The sequence below is a fragment of the Fulvimarina fulva genome (assembly GCF_039652615.1).
Lineage (GTDB): Bacteria > Pseudomonadota > Alphaproteobacteria > Rhizobiales > Rhizobiaceae > Fulvimarina.
Genome location: NZ_JBDJAC010000019.1, coordinates 33,745 through 50,475 on the forward strand (window position 1 = coordinate 33,745; position 16,731 = coordinate 50,475).

General features: G+C 64.5%; 15 protein-coding genes. 8 read left to right on the forward strand and 7 right to left on the reverse strand.

All coding sequences use genetic code 11. From position 1 onward, the window contains the following. Positions 1–2: 2 nt before the first annotated feature. The 6 genes from ABDX79_RS18440 to ABDX79_RS18465 all read left to right on the forward strand — a co-directional run bounded on the left by ABDX79_RS18440 (position 3) and on the right by ABDX79_RS18465 (position 6,735). A complete protein-coding gene (locus ABDX79_RS18440) occupies positions 3–1,550 on the forward strand; it encodes a hypothetical protein (protein ID WP_346221776.1) in 1,548 nt (515 codons plus the stop codon). Then, positions 1,540–2,691: a hypothetical protein gene (locus ABDX79_RS18445; RefSeq protein ID WP_346221777.1), complete on the forward strand. Its 1,152-nt coding sequence runs from the start codon at positions 1,540–1,542 to the stop codon at positions 2,689–2,691. The genes ABDX79_RS18440 and ABDX79_RS18445 overlap by 11 nt, the downstream gene beginning before the upstream one ends. A gap of 30 nt (positions 2,692–2,721) precedes the next feature. Then, positions 2,722–3,402 (forward strand): hypothetical protein, encoded by a 681-nt coding sequence (locus ABDX79_RS18450; RefSeq protein WP_346221778.1) that lies wholly within the window; start codon positions 2,722–2,724, stop codon positions 3,400–3,402. Further along, complete coding sequence (locus ABDX79_RS18455; protein ID WP_346221779.1) at positions 3,402–3,944, forward strand: hypothetical protein; 543 nt, start codon at positions 3,402–3,404, stop codon at positions 3,942–3,944. The genes ABDX79_RS18450 and ABDX79_RS18455 overlap by 1 nt, the downstream gene beginning before the upstream one ends. A 120-nt stretch (positions 3,945–4,064) precedes the next feature. Then, positions 4,065–6,296 (forward strand): phosphotransferase, encoded by a 2,232-nt coding sequence (locus tag ABDX79_RS18460; RefSeq protein ID WP_346221780.1) that lies wholly within the window; start codon positions 4,065–4,067, stop codon positions 6,294–6,296. A 304-nt stretch (positions 6,297–6,600) separates the two neighbouring features. Further along, positions 6,601–6,735 (forward strand): hypothetical protein, encoded by a 135-nt coding sequence (locus tag ABDX79_RS18465; RefSeq protein WP_346221781.1) that lies wholly within the window; start codon positions 6,601–6,603, stop codon positions 6,733–6,735. 203 nt (positions 6,736–6,938) lie between these two features. On the opposite strand, the gene ABDX79_RS18470 is transcribed toward ABDX79_RS18465, so the two are convergent. From ABDX79_RS18470 to ABDX79_RS18500, 7 genes are all read right to left on the reverse strand, one after another. Next, on the reverse strand, positions 6,939–8,741 hold the full coding sequence (locus ABDX79_RS18470) for an ABC transporter substrate-binding protein (RefSeq protein ID WP_346221782.1): 1,803 nt from the start codon (positions 8,739–8,741) through the stop codon (positions 6,939–6,941). A gap of 98 nt (positions 8,742–8,839) precedes the next feature. Beyond that, entirely contained in the window at positions 8,840–9,124 is a 285-nt protein-coding gene (locus tag ABDX79_RS18475; RefSeq protein ID WP_346221783.1) for a DUF2160 domain-containing protein, read from the reverse strand. A gap of 136 nt (positions 9,125–9,260) precedes the next feature. Next, positions 9,261–10,091 carry a carbohydrate ABC transporter permease gene (locus tag ABDX79_RS18480; protein WP_346221791.1) on the reverse strand — a complete coding sequence of 277 codons (831 nt, stop codon included), beginning with the start codon at positions 10,089–10,091 and terminating at the stop codon, positions 9,261–9,263. Between the two features lie 104 nt (positions 10,092–10,195). After that, positions 10,196–11,086 (reverse strand): carbohydrate ABC transporter permease, encoded by an 891-nt coding sequence (locus ABDX79_RS18485; RefSeq protein WP_346221784.1) that lies wholly within the window; start codon positions 11,084–11,086, stop codon positions 10,196–10,198. Further along, on the reverse strand, positions 11,086–12,207 hold the full coding sequence (locus tag ABDX79_RS18490; RefSeq protein ID WP_346221785.1) for an ABC transporter ATP-binding protein: 1,122 nt from the start codon (positions 12,205–12,207) through the stop codon (positions 11,086–11,088). The genes ABDX79_RS18485 and ABDX79_RS18490 overlap by 1 nt, the downstream gene beginning before the upstream one ends. 22 nt (positions 12,208–12,229) lie before the next feature. Beyond that, on the reverse strand, positions 12,230–13,399 hold the full coding sequence (locus ABDX79_RS18495; protein WP_346221786.1) for an ABC transporter ATP-binding protein: 1,170 nt from the start codon (positions 13,397–13,399) through the stop codon (positions 12,230–12,232). Then, the gene (locus ABDX79_RS18500; RefSeq protein ID WP_346221787.1) at positions 13,392–13,796 is read right to left on the reverse strand and encodes an FGGY family carbohydrate kinase; all 405 of its coding nucleotides are present in this window, start codon (positions 13,794–13,796) and stop codon (positions 13,392–13,394) included. Before ABDX79_RS18500 ends, ABDX79_RS18495 begins: the two co-directional genes overlap by 8 nt. A 254-nt stretch (positions 13,797–14,050) precedes the next feature. Between ABDX79_RS18500 and ABDX79_RS18505 the strand changes: the two genes are divergently transcribed. Together ABDX79_RS18505 and ABDX79_RS18510 are read left to right on the forward strand one after the other, a co-directional pair. After that, positions 14,051–15,787, forward strand: a complete 1,737-nt coding sequence (locus ABDX79_RS18505; RefSeq protein WP_346221788.1) for a glycerol-3-phosphate dehydrogenase/oxidase — start codon at positions 14,051–14,053, stop codon at positions 15,785–15,787. Then, positions 15,762–16,538 (forward strand): GntR family transcriptional regulator, encoded by a 777-nt coding sequence (locus ABDX79_RS18510; protein ID WP_346221789.1) that lies wholly within the window; start codon positions 15,762–15,764, stop codon positions 16,536–16,538. Before ABDX79_RS18505 ends, ABDX79_RS18510 begins: the two co-directional genes overlap by 26 nt. Positions 16,539–16,731 lie beyond the last annotated feature (193 nt).

The following is a 16,731-nucleotide window of genomic DNA, read 5'->3' on the forward strand; positions in this document are numbered from 1 at the left end:
TCGTGATCGCCGTCTCCACGGTCGCGGCAGCCGCAATTCTGGTGTTCGCTTGGCGATGGCTCGCGGGCTCGACCGAAGCGCTCGCGCCGTTCTTCGCCTCACGGGCAGCCTTCTGGTCGACGATCGGGATCTTCGTCGGGACCGTCGGGATGGCTTTAGTTCTGGTTGCGTTGTCGTGGCGGCACCGCCGTCAGGAGCGCGAGGTGATCGACTTCGCCAGCCGGCGGATCGACGCGGCCCGGCATGATCGTACCAAGTTCTCGGCCGAGGCCTCCGATCTGTCACGGTCCGGCCTTCTTGGCGACGAGGACGCGAAGATCCGCGAACGAAGCAGAACCTCGGCCGCGCATGTCCTCGCCCTCCTCTTCAACGATGCCCGGTTTTTCCGCTACCAGCCCGTCCATCTGGCAGTCCGGGCCGAGGAAGCCCGCCTCAGGGGCTACTCGCGCAGCATTTCGGCGGTCCAGGTCTTCGCGATCCGCGCCGGTATTCTGGGAACCTTCGTCGGGCTGATCTGGTCGCTCGGGCAGGTCCAGGAGGTGTTCCTCCTGCGCGGGACCGAAAGCGCATCGCAAGGACAGCCCGGTCTCGCCGACGAACTCGCCGCGCTCAAAGATGAAATCGGCGTCCTCGTGGGAGATGTCGTCCAGGGGCTCGCGCTCGCTTTCGGCACGTCCATCGCCGGCATTCTGGCCGCGATCGTCATCGCCCTCCTCGCCGCCTTCGTGCGCTGGCGCGAGACGCTACTCGCAGCGCACATCGAAAAGACCGGCCAGAAGAGCCAGCTGTTCTTTCGGGAGGCTTTCAGGGGAAACGAGGAGCTCATCAGGACCGCCGAAGAGCTTCGCGGCGCGATCAAGGACAACCTCGACGAAGTCAAGGATGCACGGTCCCATCTCCATCAGCATGCGGAGAGGCTTTCGAACACGGCCGGGGAGATCGGAGCCGGCCTTGCCGATCCCGTCCGCCTCCTTGCCGAACAGTCTGCCGAGATCCGCGCCATGCTGGACCACGGCCGGGAGGCCGCCCGGCAGGTGGGCGGGATCGCGGAGAAGATGCAGTCGATCGAGACCATGTCGAGCGAGCGTCTCGCAAAGCTTTCGGACCATATGGACACGCTCCTTCGGAGCCAGTCCGACCTCCTGCGCGCGGCGATCGATGAGAACCGCGCCGTTACCGCCAAGGGTTTGCAGGAGGTGTCGTCGAGCCTCACCACCGGTCTTGGCTCCGCAGGGCGCGATCTTGCCGAAGGGCTCGGCCCGAAGCTGGAGGACGGTCTGCGCGAGGGTGTCTCGGAGGCGCTCGCCGGCATGACGCGCCAGATGCAGGATGCGCTCAAGGACGGCCTGCGGCAGGTCGAGGCGGAGCGACGCCGCGCCCAGCGTTCCGGCCTCGTCCTTCATGCGGCGGCCCTTTCGACGCTGACGCTCGCGGGCATTCTCGCGATCTATTTCAGCGCGGGCCAGAGCCCTACTGCGGCCGCGACGACGGCGGCAACGCAAACCGGCGCCCGGCTTTCGGTGGGCGAGGGTCGCTTTGATGGACGATGACTCCCACGCTGCCGAAATCGATAGCTACGGCCCCGGCGCCGACCTGATGATCTCGCTCTTCGCGGTCGCGATCCTCCTGCTTTCGATCGTCGGCGCAGGCCAGCAGTTCGAATCGATCGGAACCGGGATCGCGGCGCGGTCGCCGCCGCAGGAACCTGAGCCGGTTAAAGACCGTCGGTCCCCTCCCCCGCTGAGGCTCGTTTCGCGGGCGGACTTCGAGCGACTTCGGGCCGAATACGAAGCCAGGCTGGCCGAGGAGGCCGCGTTGAAAGCCGAGATCGAGCGACAGGCCGCCGAGATCGCAGGGTCGGCGGATAAGCTCGCCGCGCTTCAGGCTGCCTTGAAGCAGCAGGACGAGGCCAATCGAAGCGCGATCGACACCGCGCGCACCGAGGCGGACGCCCTTAGGACCGACTCGCGAATGAGCCGCGACCAGCAAGCAGAGCTGGAAGCCGAACTGAAACGCCTTCGCGCCGAATACGCGGCGCAACGTTCGCACAACGCCGACCTGACGGCCGAGACCAAGCGGCTGGGCGCGGAACTTGCCGAGGCGCGCGCCCGGCGGGATCGGGAAGAGGGGCCGGGCGAGAGCGTCGGGGACTACGTCGAACTCGCAGAAATTGAGAGATCCGTAGGGAAGCTCGCGAGCGCGTTCGCGAGGTCGGCGACGCCACCGGCTTCCCTCGAAGCCGATGAGCGGCGGCGCATCGCTGCGAAAGCAGCGACCTTTCCGGCGAACGCCAATGAGCTTCTGATCGAGACCTACATTCCCTCCGAGCTTCTGGCCTTCGCCCCCAAGGATTTTAAAGACGAGGATGCGATGGACGAGGTCTACCGATTCAGCGCGCTCCTTGCGGAAGCCTATCGCGGCCTCCTCGCACGCAATGGTATTCCCCTTGGATGCCTGCGCATATCGCCCCGGACTTTCGAGCGCGCGCCGGACATTCGCCGGCAGATCATGGGCGAGGCCACCGATGGACCGGAGGCGTTCCGGCAGATCGCGGAATATGAGCGTCTGGTCGGCCCCACGCAAGAAGCCGGACAGGCCGTCGCCACCATCCGAATTCTCCAGGGCCTCGCCCGGAGCACCTTGTGCGATCCCGATCTGCTGAAGGCCCAGCTCGCGCGCCTCGCCTCCTGAAAACCGAACCCGACGTGAAAGGGACGTCCCATGCCACAGGTCAAACCCTCTCGTGCAGCGCTTGCGATCTGCGCCTGCCTTGCTCTTTCCGGTTGCCAGTCGACCGGTTTCGGAGCGGGCGGCTCCGGCGGATCGAGCCGTCTGGCCGCCCAGACCTCGGATTACGAACGCACGATCATCGAGGGCGCGACCGCCGGCGCACTGATCGGCGGAGTTGGCGCAGCCATCGCCACGAAGTTGGGCGGCGGAAGCAGTCGCGACATCGCACGCAACGGCGCTATCGGCACCGTGCTTGGGGGATTGATCGGAGGGGCTGGCGGCTATGGGGTCGCCGAAAGCAAGAAGTCCTATGTCGCGACCGAGGATCAACTGCAGGCCGTGATCCGTCAGGCAAAAATCAGCAACGGAAAGCTCACCCGGCTCGTCGCCACCGCCGACGCACTGGTTCGCCAGCGGCGGGCCGAGGCCAAGGCCCTCGACAGGTCGTCCCGCGAGCGTCGCCGGGACTTGCGCAACGCGGTTGCCGAGGACCAGCGCAATCTGAGCACGGCGATCGCCGAGGTGCGGGAGAATATCTCGACCATGCGCGCCCTGAAAGGCCGCTTCGGTCCCTCTCGTGCGCTCGACGCCGAAATCAACCAGGCCGAGGCCAAACGGTCCAGTCTCACCAAGAGCCAGGCGGGTCTGAACGCCGTGGAGAAGGCCCTGTGATGACGCTTCGCCCTGCCCCCACCCGAACCAGCCTCGTCCTCGGCACCGCCCTTCTTCTCTCGGGCTGCTGCTCGAACGTCACCACCGATCCGCGCGCCGGCGGACTGGCGGGCGGTGTCTGCGGCAATGTCACCGGCGCCTACGACCAGCGCGTCGCGATGCTGCAGGCAAAAGCCGGCGACCTCGATACGGCCAATGCTCGGCTGCAAGGCCGCCTCACAAGCCAGCGCCAGGTGGCGGGCAGCCTCGCGGCCGAGCTGAGCGCCAAGCGCCGACGCCTCGCGGCCCTCGAGCGGAAACTGGCCTCAAAGCGCGCCGCCCTTGCGCGTGGCCAGGCCGACGCGCGCGAACTTGCGGCGCTTAAGAGAGAACGAAACGCCCTCGTTGCGGAGGTCACCGACCTCAAAACCCGGTCCGGGCGAACCGAGCGGCCGGTCTTGGCCATGGAACGCGGCATGCGCGAGGCAGCCGAGGACAGAACCCGGCGCGAACTGGCGGGGGGAGCAGCTCCGGTGCCGGTCGAAAGAGTGACCTCGCGATAGGCTTCGGGCGGACAACGGACCGCCGAAGACACGCTCAGTGCTCCCGTGCGGAGCGACCGGCGCCAGCCCCGAACCCTTCCCGGGCGCGCCGCCCTTTCAAACCCATGAGGACCAATCGCCATGCAGGACGAACAATCGCTTCGCGCCATCATCACCCGGACCATCGAGACGATCATGGCGGGCCAGGCCGATGCGGGCACCACGCGGTTCCTCGCGGGAGAGGAAGGCGGGGCCTTGGCCGACACGATCGCAAACGCGTTGATCCGCGAAGCGGTCTCACAAGGTCTGCCCGAGCTTCGCGGGGAGACGATCGGCAAGCCCCTGTCCGGCGGCAATACGGCGGAGATGGTCGCCTTCTATACGCTGAAGGAGAACTTCGCCTTCAAGCTCGACCGCAAGACGCCGAAGCTTGCCGAGGAAGGCAAGACCATGCGCGCGATCCGCAACGACCCGCGCCTGCCGCGCCGCTACCGGGAAGCCTGGCCGGTGATCCACGCGATCCGCGACACGCCGCCCTATGCCTATCTCTTCGAATATTTTCCCAAGGAAGACGGCTGGATTTCCCTCGAGGATCGGCTGTTTCCGAACAAGGACGACGACTGGAAGCCCGAGGGCGATCCGGAGCGCCTGATCGCGGTCGTTCTCGACTACATGTTCGAAGGCTTCGAGGCCGGACGCATGCCGCGTATCCAGCCCAATCTCGCCGAAGACTATCTTGACCGCATCCGCACGAGGCTCAATGAGGCGGCAAGGCTCGACGGGCGCTTCGGCTCGATGGCGCTGACGATCAACGGCGAACCCTTCGAGCCCTGGGAGGACCTCCTCGACCGGCTCGAAGCCAATGCGGGCGCCATCGCCGCCATCGCGCCGGGCTTTACCACCACCGTTCACGGCGATCCCAATCCGGGCAATCTGATGCTGCGCGAAAGGGCGGGCGAGTGGTCGCTGAAATTCATCGATCCGAAGGAATGGGGGATCGGCGACTACCTCTTCGACGTCACCAAGCTGACCCATTTCCTGCTCGGAACCGGGCCGATCGAAAAGCCCGCTTCAGGCAAGCCGGCGGTCAGTTTCAAGACCACGGGAGAGGACGGGACGCTCACCTACGACTTCGCCCGCCCGGCCTTTGTCGATCGGGCGAACGCGATGTGCCGCGAACGGGTCGCACGGTTCGCGCGCCTTCACGACGACACCGGCTGGGAGGCCCGCTACGAACTCGGGCTCGCTGCCAACCTCATCGGGCTGCCCGTGGGCCGGCTTAAGAAAGGCCGCGAGGACGCGGCATTGATTCTCTATGGTGAAGGACTGGTTGCGCTCAAACGTTTCCTTTCGCGCATCGAGGCTGAAACCGGCGCCCCTTCAGCGGCAAAAACCAAGACCTCGGCGACGATCGGGCCGGTCGTCCCCCCTGCCCTTCAGACGGTTCGCGAGCGTCTCTTGCGCGAAATCCACGATGCCCGCGAGACCTTCGACCGGCGCGGCTTCAGGGCGATCCATTACGCTCCGCCAAGACCCAATGACAGCGACAAGCCGGTCGAGCTGTCGCTCGAGCACGAGGGCCGGCTGAAACCGGCCGGGCCGGAGGGCGCCGAGCCGTTACGCACGATGCTGCGGGACGGTCAGGGACAAGCTTGGTCGCAGTTGATGCCCGGCGGCGATCCCTGGTTCGACGGGCTTGTCGTCAAGCGCTTCGACCGGCCCCCCGGGCCGCAGAGTTCCGATCTCTACTACGACCTTGCGGACAAGCCCCGGTCGAAGGGGTGGATCGGCGCAATGCTCTCCTTGCGCGAGCGGCGCATGACGAGCAAGTTCATGACGTGGGGCAAAGTCGAGGACAAGACGCAGCATCCGCTCAATCTGGAACTGCCCTTCGTCAGCTATGGCGATACGGGCGTCATCGCGCGGCTGGAATTCAACTGGATCGACGCGCTCGATCTCACCATCGCGGATTTCCGGAAGGCCGCCGCGAGCGGGTTGGAAGATCATGGCAATCCGTTGACCTCGGCCGCAAGGGTGGTGCCCATCGCGCCCTCGCCCCACCCGTTCACGGCCGCGCTGTCCCACACGACCTTCCGGGAGAAGTTCGCCCTCATCGACCTTGAGAGGCCCGAAGCCGAACAGGAGCGCTTCCACATCAATATCGACGACGTGACCGTCCAGTCCCTGAGGACCGGTCACGTCACGAGCTTCTGCGATGTCGATATCGCTCCGTGCGACATTGTGGACGAGGCTGTCCTGTCGCAGCTGGTCACCCTGACGCAGATGCTCGCCCGCCGCTTCGACCTCGTTCCCGTCGAAGCGACGAAGGCATGGCGCGGCCTCGCCGTCACGTTTGGTGAGGAGGATGGTTGAAATCCGCGAACGGACGGGCGGGCTCCACCGCTGACCATCACGTCGGACGGACGATCGAGAGCCCCTCGACGTTCCGCCGTTCGCAGCGGCGGCCACGGCAGGGACGCGGCCTTCGAACCCGAGCGCCATGAAAGCATGATGCCGGAATACGGCATGGTTTTTCGCATCGCATCATGGGCAAAACAAGGGCTTGGATCGAAGCGCCGGCTCTGGCGTCCTGCAGTTCGCGTCAAAAGAGAGGTCAGGTTTCCCGAAGTCCGGCGGTGGCGAACTTGCCTGCCGATGACTGAGTGTCGAGCCTGTCATGGCGAACGCCCAGAAAACGAGCGTTGCGCTCACGCCGGACATGGCCGCGGTGATGCGCGGGGTCGTGAGCAAGCGCGAATACGCCTCCGCGCGAGGCGTCATGCGCGAGGCGTTCCTCGCAAGGTCAGCCTGAAGTGGCCGGCGGCTCAAGCCGCCGCCAGCCGGTCGAGGGGCGCCCGAAAGCGGATGCTTTCGAGCGCCCGACGGGATCTTGTCTTATACCGGCTGACCTTCGAAACCATCGGTTTCATGGGTCGTCGGCAGCCCGAGCGGCGTTTGAGCCGTTTGCCGGGCGTGGATTGACCCAACGGGTCAATTCATTCGCCCGACGGGGTCTTATTGAGCGGACGGCTTGTCGCCGCCGTCAGCGGCTGCAGGCACCGCCTCGGTCTTGTCCTCGGGCATCTGCCCGTTGGCGTCGGCCCAGCTCTTCACCAGATCGTCGTAGGCGACCGTCTGCGGGGTCTCCTTTTCGGTGTCCTTCTTCAGCTGCGGCGCGATGTGGCCATTCTCCTTGGCGAAGTTGTTCCAGTATTCGATATCGTGCTTTTCATTGAGCTTCGGCCCGATATCGCCCTGGATGCCGGCACGCTCGAGACGCTCCATCACCTTTTCCTGCTCGGCGCAGAGCGAGTCCATGGCTTCCTGCGGGGTCTTGGCGCCGGAAGACGCATCGCCGATCGCCTGCCACCAGAGCTGGGCGAGCTTCGGATAGTCCGGCACGTTGGTACCGGTCGGCGACCACTGCTTGCGGGCCGGAGAGCGGTAGAACTCGATCAGACCGCCGAGCTTGGGCGCGCGCTCGGTGAAGGGCTCGGAACGGATGGTGGATTCACGCACGAAGGTCAGACCCTCCATGCTCTTCTTCACGTCCACCGTCTTCGACCCGACGAACTGGGCGTAAAGCCAGGCCGCCTTGGCGCGATCGGCCGGGGTCGACTTCATCAGCGTCCAGGAGCCAACGTCCTGATAGCCGAGCTTCATGCCATCCACCCAGTAGACGCCGTGTGGCGAGGGAGCCATGCGCCATTTCGGCGTGCCGTCCTCGTTGACAACTGGCAATCCTTCCTTGACCGCATCGGCGGTGAAGGCGGTGTACCAGAAGATCTGCTGAGCAATCTGCCCCTGCGCCGGCACCGGGCCCGCCTCGGAGAAGGTCATGCCCTGGGCTTCCTGCGGCGCGTAGTTCTTCAGCCAGTCGAGATATTTCTCGATCGAATAGACCGCGGCCGGGCCGTTGGTGTCGCCGCCGCGATCGACGCAGGAGCCGGTCGGCTGGTCCTGATCGTTGACGCGGATGCCCCATTCATCGACCGGCTTGCCGTTCGGAATGCCCTTGTCGCCATTGCCGGCCATGGAGAGCCACGCATCGGTGAAGCGCCAGCCGAGGGACGGGTCCTTCTTGCCATAGTCCATATGGCCATAGACCTTCTGGCCATCGATCTCGCGGCCGGTGAAGAACTCGGCGATGTCCTCGTAGGCCGACCAGTTGATCGGCACGCCGAGCTCGTAGCCATACTTTTCCTTGAAGTCGGACTTGTTCTTCTCGTCGTTGAACCAGTCGTAGCGGAACCAGTAGAGGTTGGCGAACTGCTGGTCGGGCAGCTGGTAGAGCTTGCCATCCGGCGCGGTAGTGAAGGACAGGCCGATATAATCGTCCAGGTCGAGCGTCGGCGAAGTGACGTCCTTGCCCTCGCCGTCCATCCAGTCGGTGAGGTCGCGCACCTGCTTGTAGCGCCAGTGGGTGCCGATCAGGTCGGAATCGTTGACGTAGGCGTCGTAGATGTTCTCGCCGGACTGCATCTGGGTCTGCAGCTTCTCGATGACGTCGCCTTCGCCGATCAGGTCGTGGGTGACGTTGATGCCGGTGATGGCGCTGAAGGCCGGCGCCAGCACCTTGGATTCATATTCATGGGTGGTGATCGTTTCGGAGACGACCTTGATGTCCATGCCCTGGAAGGGCTTGGCGGCATCGATATACCACTGCATCTCCTTTTCCTGCTCGGCGCGCGAGAGCGTCGACATGTCGCCGATCTGGTCGTCCAGGAACTTCTTGGCAGCCTCCATGTCGGCAAAGGCCGGGCCGCCTGCCAGCATGATGGCGAGCGCGGCGCTCGTACCCAATAGCATTCGTTTCATCAGGTCATTCCTCCCAAAGGCCGGTTTGATGGTCGTGTCGGGCAGCTCCCCCGCGCCTCCGGCGTACGCGGCATGCCCATCGGGGTTTCGTCTTCAGACTAGACCGTCTTGAAGACGAGAACGAAGAAGGCCGCGCAGAGGATCAGCGCGTACCAAAGGGTGAGATCGGTAAAATACAGCCAGCCAAGGCAGATGAAGGCCGAGCCGAGCAGCGAGACGAACAGGCGGTCGCCCCGCGTCGTCTCGAAGCGGAGCACGCCGACGCGCGGACCACCGCCCGGCGAGGCATATTCCCACACGCCCATCAGGGCGATCATGGAGAAGATGACGACGAAGAAGATCGCCGTCGGCCAGGTCCAGGCCATCCAGGAAAGGTCGATCATGCTTCGATCTCCTCAAGGGGTGCACCGGCCAGCCATTCGCTGTTGAAAGCGGCCTGCGGCGACGGTTGACGATTTGGCGAAGGGCAGCCCCGACGGACGAGGAGATGCCGCGTGGTCGGTGATGCAAGAGCTGCCATCACACCCGCCCCAGTGCAAAGCCCTTGGCGATGTAGTTGCGCACGAACCAGATCACGATCGCGCCGGGCACGATGGTGAGGGCGCCGGCGGCCGCCAGAACGCCCCAGTCCATGCCCGAGGCCGAGACGGTTCGCGTCATGATGGCGGCGATGGGCTTGGCCTCGGTGACGGTCAGCGTGCGCGCGATCAGGAGCTCCACCCAGGAGAACATGAAGCAGAAGAAGGCGGCGACCCCGATCCCGCTCGCGATCAGCGGCGTGAAGATCTTGAAGAAGAAGCGCGGGAAGGAATAGCCGTCGATATAGGCGGTCTCGTCGATCTCCTTCGGCACGCCCGACATGAAGCCTTCCAGAATCCACACGGCCAGCGGCACGTTGAACAGGCAGTGGGCGAGCGCCACCGCGATATGGGTGTCGATCAGGCCGAAGGCGGAATAGAGCTGGAAGAAGGGCAGGACGAACACCGCCGGCGGCGCCATGCGGTTGGTGAGCAGCCAGAAGAACAGGTGCTTGTCGCCGAGAAAGCGATAGCGCGAGAAGGCATAGGCCGCCGGCAGCGCCACCGCCACCGAGATCACCATGTTCATCACCACATAGATGATCGAATTGACATAGCCCATGTACCAGGACGGATCGCCGAAGATCACCGCGTAATTGCGCAAGGTGGGATCGACCGGAATCAGCGAGAAGCCCGACAGGATCTCCTGGTTCGTCTTGAAGCTCATGTTCACGAGCCAGTAGATCGGCAGGAGGAGGAAGAGGATATAGAAGATCGGGACGAGCGCCTTCGCCTTGAAGCGCGGGTTTCTCGCCCGTTCTCTCGCCCGCATGGTGCTCGAGGACTGGCCGCTCCGGGGCAGCCGGTCGTGCTCGACCCGGTGTTGGTCGGCCGGGACCCCGTCGCCGGTGTGATCGAAGGTGGCGTTGGTCGTGCTCATGCATCGCCTCCCGTGCGGGGTCCGGTCTCGGCCCCGACATTGGTCATGACGGTGTAGAAGACCCAGCTCAAAGCCAGGATGATGAGGAAGTAGATCAGGCTCATCGCCGCGGCCGGACCGATATCGAACTGGCCGACAGCCATCTTGACGAGGTCGATCGACAGGAAGGTGGTCGAGTTGCCCGGACCGCCGCCGGTGACGACGAAGGGCTCGGTGTAGATCATGAAGCTATCCATGAAGCGCAGGAGAACCGCGATCAGCAGCACCCGGCCCATCTTGGGAAGCTGGATGTAGCGGAAGACCGCAAGGCGCGAGGCGCCGTCGATCTTGGCTGCCTGATAATAGGCGTCCGGGATCGAGACGAGGCCGGCATAGCAGAGCAGGACGACGAGGCTCGTCCAGTGCCAGACATCCATGACGATGACGGTGATCCAGGCATCGACCGGGTTCTGGACGTAGTTGTAGTCGATGCCGAGGCCGGCGACCGTCGCGCCCAGAAGGCCGATATCGGTGCGGGCGAAGACCTGCCAGATCGTGCCGACGACGTTCCAGGGAATGAGCAGCGGCAGCGCCATCAGGACGAGGCAGACCGAGACCCAGATGCCTTTCTTGGGCATTGCGAGCGCGACGAGAATGCCGAGCGGCACCTCGATGGCGAGAATGATCGCGGAAAACATCAGGTTGCGGATCAGCGCGTCGTGAAAGCGCGCCGAGTGGAGAATGTCGTTGAACCAGCTGGTGCCGGCCCAGAAGAACTGGTTGTTGCCGAACGAGTCCTGAACCGAATAATTGACAACTGTCATCAGAGGGATCACCGCCGAAAAGGCGACGATGATGAGGACGGGCGTGACCAGGAACCAGGCCCGGTTGTTGAAGGGCTTATCCATCAGGCGGTCCTTTGCACGGGACGCGCCGAGCCCGATCTCGTATCGACGAGGCGGGAATCGGCATAAAGATTGAGGGCGTCCGGGGCGAAGGCGAGGTCGGCCTCAGCCGGCAGGGACTCGTCTTCCTTGACGATGGCGCTGACGGAATGCTCGCCGAGCCGGGCTCGAACGATCCTTTCCGCGCCGACATCCTCCACCCGCTCGATCGTGACCGGCAGGCCTTTTCCACGTGGTACCACCGAGACGAATTCCGGCCTGATGCCGAGTTCGATCCTCTTGCCTGCCGGCGAGGCCCCGTTTGCGCCGGAAAGATGGTCGGGTAGAGCGAGCCTCTCGCCCGAGACGATCGCCTCCTGGCCCTCGATGGCGCAGGGCAACACGTTCATGCCCGGCGAGCCGATGAAATAGCCCACGAAGGTGTGCTGCGGGCGCTCGAACAGCTCCTCGGGCGTGCCGATCTGCACGACCTCGCCCTCATACATCACCACCACCCTGTCGGCGAAGGTCAGCGCCTCGGTCTGGTCGTGGGTGACGTAGACCATGGTCATGGCGAACTCCTTGTGGAGCGCCTTGAGCTCGGAGCGAAGCTGCCACTTCATGTGGGGATCGATCACCGTCAGCGGCTCGTCGAAGAGGATGGCGGCGACATCGGAGCGGATCAGCCCCCGCCCCAGCGAAATCTTCTGCTTCTCGTCGGCGGTAAGGCCGCGCGCCTTGCGCTTGCCCTTCTCCTCCATGCCGAGCCGACCGAGCATGTCGGCGACACGCCTCTGGATCTCGTCTTTCGGCACCCGGCGGTTCTTCAGGGGGAAGGCGAGGTTCTCGGCCACCGTCATCGTGTCGTAGATCACCGGAAACTGGAACACCTGGGCGATGTTGCGCGCTTCCGGCGAGAGCATGGTCACATCCGTGTCGTCGAAGCGCACATGGCCTTCCGACGGGGTGAGAAGCCCGGAGATGATGTTGAGCAGCGTGGTCTTGCCGCAGCCCGAGGGACCGAGCAGGGCATAGGCCCCGCCATCCTCGAAGACGTGGTCGACCTCGCGCAGGGCGAAGATGCCGGCCTCGGCGAGACCGGGCGTATAGGCGTGGCGCAGGTGATCGAGGCTGATACGGGCCATTGGGGTGTCTCTCCTTGCCGTTTCAGGCCGCGATGGGGCTTGTTGCGTCGGCCGACCGGTCGGCGGCCATGCCCGTCTCGTCGAAGACAAGGACATTGTTCGGGTCGAAGGCGAGGCGCACGGGGTCGCCCGTCTCCACCCGGTGGACGCCGTGGATGAGGGCGATGATGCGGTTGACGCCGGCCTCGTCCCTCACGACGGAGGGGGCGAGCGATGCCGCCTTGCCGCCGGCGCCATGGCCGTGATCGGCATGGATGAAGGTTTCCGAGCCGGTGACTTCGGACAGGGCGATCCGCGCCTCGATGACGGCGCTCGCCTTGCCCTCCCCTGCTTCGTCGGGCCGGGCCCGCGTCAGATGATGGGGGCGGATGCCGGCGAGATAGCGCCCGTCCGCGAGCCCCTGATGCCGCGTTGCCGCAGTGAATTCGACGCCGTGGGCGCCGTGGAAGGTGCCCCCGCGCTTTTCCACCTTCAGGACGTTGAGCGGTGGATCGGAAAACGTGCGGGCCGTCAGGAGATCCTTCGGGCGGCGATAGACGTCGGGCGTCTCGCCGAACTGGGTGACGCGCCCTTGCGAAAGCGTCGCGGTGCGCCCGCCCAAAAGCAGCGCCTCATGGGGTTCGGTGGTGGCATAGACGAAGATCGCGCCGGTCTCGGCGAAGATCTTCGGCAGTTCCTCGCGCAGTTCCTCGCGCAGCTTGTAATCGAGATTGGCGAGCGGTTCGTCGAGAAGCACGAGTTCGGCGCCCTTCACAAGGGCTCTCGCCAGCGCGGTGCGCTGCTGCTGGCCGCCGGACAATTCCAGCGGCGTGCGATCGAGAAAGCCGGAGAGCTTCATCAGCTCGGCCGCCTTCTCCACCTTCTCCTTGATGACCGCTTTCGACTGCTTCTGAAGCCTGAGGGGCGAGGCGATGTTCTCGAAGACGGTGAGGGTCGGGTAGTTGATGAACTGCTGGTAGACCATGGCGACATTGCGCTTGCGCACCGGCACGCCGGTGACGTCACGTCCGTCCATCACGATCCGGCCCGACGTGGGTTCGTCGAGCCCGGCCATCAGGCGCATCAGGCTGGTCTTGCCGGCGAGCGTCGGACCGAGCAGGACATTGACGCTGCCGCGCTCCAGCTCGAGCGACACATCCACGATGTGCTTCTCGCCGCCAACGGTCTTGCTGACATTCTTCAGTTCAAGCAAACGCTTCCTCCCTGGGTGTCGATGCTTGGTGTGCCGTCGTCCAGTGGTAGGGCTCCCTTCCGGGCAATGCCGCCGACATTCTGATCGGCCTCACGAACAGGCCGGTTTGGCGCGCTTGCCGAGACGTGTGACGACTCCGGCGGGAGTTTCCACTGACAAAGCGGGTCGAAAGTGCCGCGACATCATGAGGTCGCGTTCCCGAGACCTCGATAACCGTGCGGATTGCCCGGCAGGTCGCATCCCACATGGCGTCCGGATCGCGTTCGGTGCGTCCGGGTGCGGGAAGCAGCGTTGTGTTCGGATGGGGCTCCGAGCCGGGCTCGCGACCGTCGCTGTCGAACATCGCGACCTTGGTCAACGTGCCGCCGGCATCGATGCCGATCTGGCGATCCGCCATAGTTTCCTCCCGATACGCGCTGAGCGGTCTTGGCCGGACATCCTCCCAGATCGTCCGAACCGCACAGCTTGTAATGACAAGTCAGATCAAACCGGCGAACACGTCTCCTGTCAAGACGCCAGAAACCGAAACATTTGCTGCATCTGCTCACGAATTTGCGCGATGCGTCGACGATTTCCGCTGTTGCGGAGCTTTATTTCCGTGACTTGTCATGACAACTTAAGAACAAGTCCGAACGCAGGAAGAGGGTCGTCATGCGCAGCAGACGGGAATTGATCGACACATTGCGCGAAAGCGGAGGCTGGAACGGCGTCGTCGTCGTGGGTGGCGGCATCAACGGGATCGGCGTCTACCGGGATCTCGCCGCGCAGGGTGTTCCCGTCCTCCTCGTGGAAAAAGGCGATTTCTGCTCGGGAACGAGCGCGGCCCCCTCGCGGCTGATCCATGGCGGTCTCCGGTATCTCGAAACCGGCGAGTTCGATCTGGTGCGCGAATCGGTGGAGGAGCGCAACGTCCTCCTTCTCAACGCCCCTCACCTCGTCCGCCCGCTGCCGGTCTGGGTGCCGATGTTCTCCTATCTGAAGGGCTTGCCGGGCGCGGCCCTTCGCTTTCTCGGCCTGCGCAAGGACCCCGGCCCGAAGGGCGCCGCCCTCATCAAGGTCGGCCTCGTGATCTATGATCGGTTCGGCAAGGTGAAGGAGACCATGCCGAAACACCGAATGGTGTCCCTGAAGGAAGCCTTCGGCGCGATTTCCGGGCTGACGAAATCGGTTCGCGCGGTGGCGGAATATTACGATGCCCGCGTGATCTCGCCCGAACGCCTCGGCGTCGAGATCGTCGCCGATGCCGAGGCCGACGAGCCGCGCTCCCTGGCGATCCCCTATATGGCGGCCGTCGCGTCAAAGGACGGGGGCTTGCAGCTGGAAGATGTGCTGACCGGCGAGCGGATGCGGATCGAGCCGAGCCTCGTCGTCAACTGCGCGGGGCCCTGGCTCGACGAGGTGAACGGGCGGATCGGCATTTCGGAAAAGCTCGTCGGCGGCACCAAGGGCTCCCATCTCGTCCTCCGCGCGCCGGAACTTGCCCGCGAACTCGGCGAGCGGATGATCTATTTCGAGACCCCCGATCACCGGGCCTGCCTGATCTATGCGACCGACGACGAGCACTGCCTTCTTGGCACCACCGATATCCGGGTCGAGAACCCGAGCGACAATGTCTGCTCCGATGAAGAGATCGACTATCTCTTCGACGTTCTTCAGAAGATCATCCCCGATGAGACCTTCACCCGCAAGGACATCGTCTTCACCTATGCCGGCGTCCGCCCGCTGCCCAAGACGGGCAGCGGTTCGACGGGCGCGATCAGCCGGGATCACGCCATCCGGGTCTTCGAGCCGTCCGGCAAGCGCAGCTTCACGGTGCTGGGTCTCGTGGGCGGCAAATGGACGACCTATCGCTCCTGCGCCGAGGAGATCGTCGACGATGTGCTTGAGCGGATCGGCGCCTCCCGCAAGCGCTCGACCCGCGATCTGCCGATCGGCGGCGGTCATGGCCTGGAGGGCTCGCAGGATGCGGTGACGCAGCTGGCGGGCCGCCTCGCCTCGCGCTTCGGCCTCGACAAGGCGCTGACGCTTCATCTGGCGCGCCGTTATGGCAGCAAGGCCGAGGCGATGCTGGAGGGTTTCGGCGAGGATGGTTTCGAGCCCCTCGCCTCGGCCAGCACCTATCTCGTCGGCGAAATCCGTCATGCGGCCGAAACCGAGCGTGTGACCCATCTCACCGATATCGTGCTGCGCCGGACCATGCTGCCCTTCGAGGGCTATGCCACCTCACAGGTGATCGACGAAGTGGGGGCCATCGCCGGCCAGACCCTTGGCTGGAGCCCGGAAAAACTGGAAAACGAGGTCGGAACGTGCAAGCAGGTTCTCGTGACGCAATACCGCGTCGAGATCGAACCAAGCCCTGATCATGCCCAATCCCGCGTCGCAGTCTGACCCTGCCGGTCCGCTCTCCCCCCTCCACCGCGAGGAGGGACACGGGCCTCTCTGGTCCCAGTTGCGCGCGGCGCTTCTCGACTTCATTATCGAAACCGGGCTGAAGGCCGACGATCTTCTTCCCTCAGAGACCGAGCTCTGCCGCCGTTTCGAGGTCTCGCGCACGGTGGTGCGCGAGGCTCTCAACCAGCTCGTCGTGGAGGGTCATGTCTACCGCATCCAGGGCAAGGGCACCTTCGTTGCCAATGGCCGGGAGGATCAGGACTTTCTCGGAACGACCGTCGGCTTTTCCAGCGATTTTTCCACCGGCAACCGGCAGATCCATCGGCAGATCCTGAAACAGGGCATCCGCCCGGCAACGGCCCGCGAGGCGAAGTTCATGCGGATTGCGATCGACGATCCGGTGGTCGAACTCGAACGTCTTCTCGTCGTCGACAGAGTGCCGCGCTTCTGGGTTTCGACCGCGCTTCTGCCTTCGGCCGTTCCAAGCATGGAGACGGTCTCCATGGAGAACAAATCGCTCTACGAGACGCTGCGGCGGCAATACGGCATTATTTTTTCCAGCGCCGAACGCTGGATCGAGGCGTTCAACGCCGATCGGGATGCCGCCAAGATGCTCGACGTTCCGGTCGGCGAGGCGCTGGTCAGGATCGAGTCGCTCAGTCTCGACCAGAAAGGCCTTCCGGTCGAGTATTATACGGCGATCCAGCGGACCGATCAGTCACGCCTTCACTTTCGCATCCGCAGCTAGTCGGGTTCGTGCGGGCAGAGCGTCCCGCTCCGCCCTCTCCTGTCCCAAGTGCAATGGCGCATCCAATGATCGCGCGGCTTCGAGGCCTGTGCCGTGGTATGTCCGCAAAACTCTCGATCGTCATTCTCGGGCTCCGTCCCGAGAATCCAGAAGGGCGAACTCTTCCGCTCATAAAAGAAACGGCTGGCTTCTC

Bases quoted from the DNA above. Each gene is read 5' to 3' on its own strand.
- ABDX79_RS18475 (WP_346221783.1), bottom strand. From the start codon at position 9,124: ATGATCGACCTTTCCTGGATGGCCTGGACCTGGCCGACGGCGATCTTC.
- ABDX79_RS18485 (WP_346221784.1), bottom strand. From the start codon at position 11,086: ATGGATAAGCCCTTCAACAACCGGGCCTGGTTCCTGGTCACGCCCGTC.
- ABDX79_RS18470 (WP_346221782.1), bottom strand. From the start codon at position 8,741: ATGAAACGAATGCTATTGGGTACGAGCGCCGCGCTCGCCATCATGCTG.
- ABDX79_RS18445 (WP_346221777.1), top strand. From the start codon at position 1,540: ATGGACGATGACTCCCACGCTGCCGAAATCGATAGCTACGGCCCCGGC.
- ABDX79_RS18460 (WP_346221780.1), top strand. From the start codon at position 4,065: ATGCAGGACGAACAATCGCTTCGCGCCATCATCACCCGGACCATCGAG.
- ABDX79_RS18455 (WP_346221779.1), top strand. From the start codon at position 3,402: ATGACGCTTCGCCCTGCCCCCACCCGAACCAGCCTCGTCCTCGGCACC.
- ABDX79_RS18465 (WP_346221781.1), top strand. From the start codon at position 6,601: ATGGCGAACGCCCAGAAAACGAGCGTTGCGCTCACGCCGGACATGGCC.
- ABDX79_RS18480 (WP_346221791.1), bottom strand. From the start codon at position 10,091: ATGCGGGCGAGAGAACGGGCGAGAAACCCGCGCTTCAAGGCGAAGGCG.
- ABDX79_RS18490 (WP_346221785.1), bottom strand. From the start codon at position 12,207: ATGGCCCGTATCAGCCTCGATCACCTGCGCCACGCCTATACGCCCGGT.
- ABDX79_RS18510 (WP_346221789.1), top strand. From the start codon at position 15,762: ATGCCCAATCCCGCGTCGCAGTCTGACCCTGCCGGTCCGCTCTCCCCC.
- ABDX79_RS18450 (WP_346221778.1), top strand. From the start codon at position 2,722: ATGCCACAGGTCAAACCCTCTCGTGCAGCGCTTGCGATCTGCGCCTGC.
- ABDX79_RS18500 (WP_346221787.1), bottom strand. From the start codon at position 13,796: ATGGCGGATCGCCAGATCGGCATCGATGCCGGCGGCACGTTGACCAAG.
- ABDX79_RS18505 (WP_346221788.1), top strand. From the start codon at position 14,051: ATGCGCAGCAGACGGGAATTGATCGACACATTGCGCGAAAGCGGAGGC.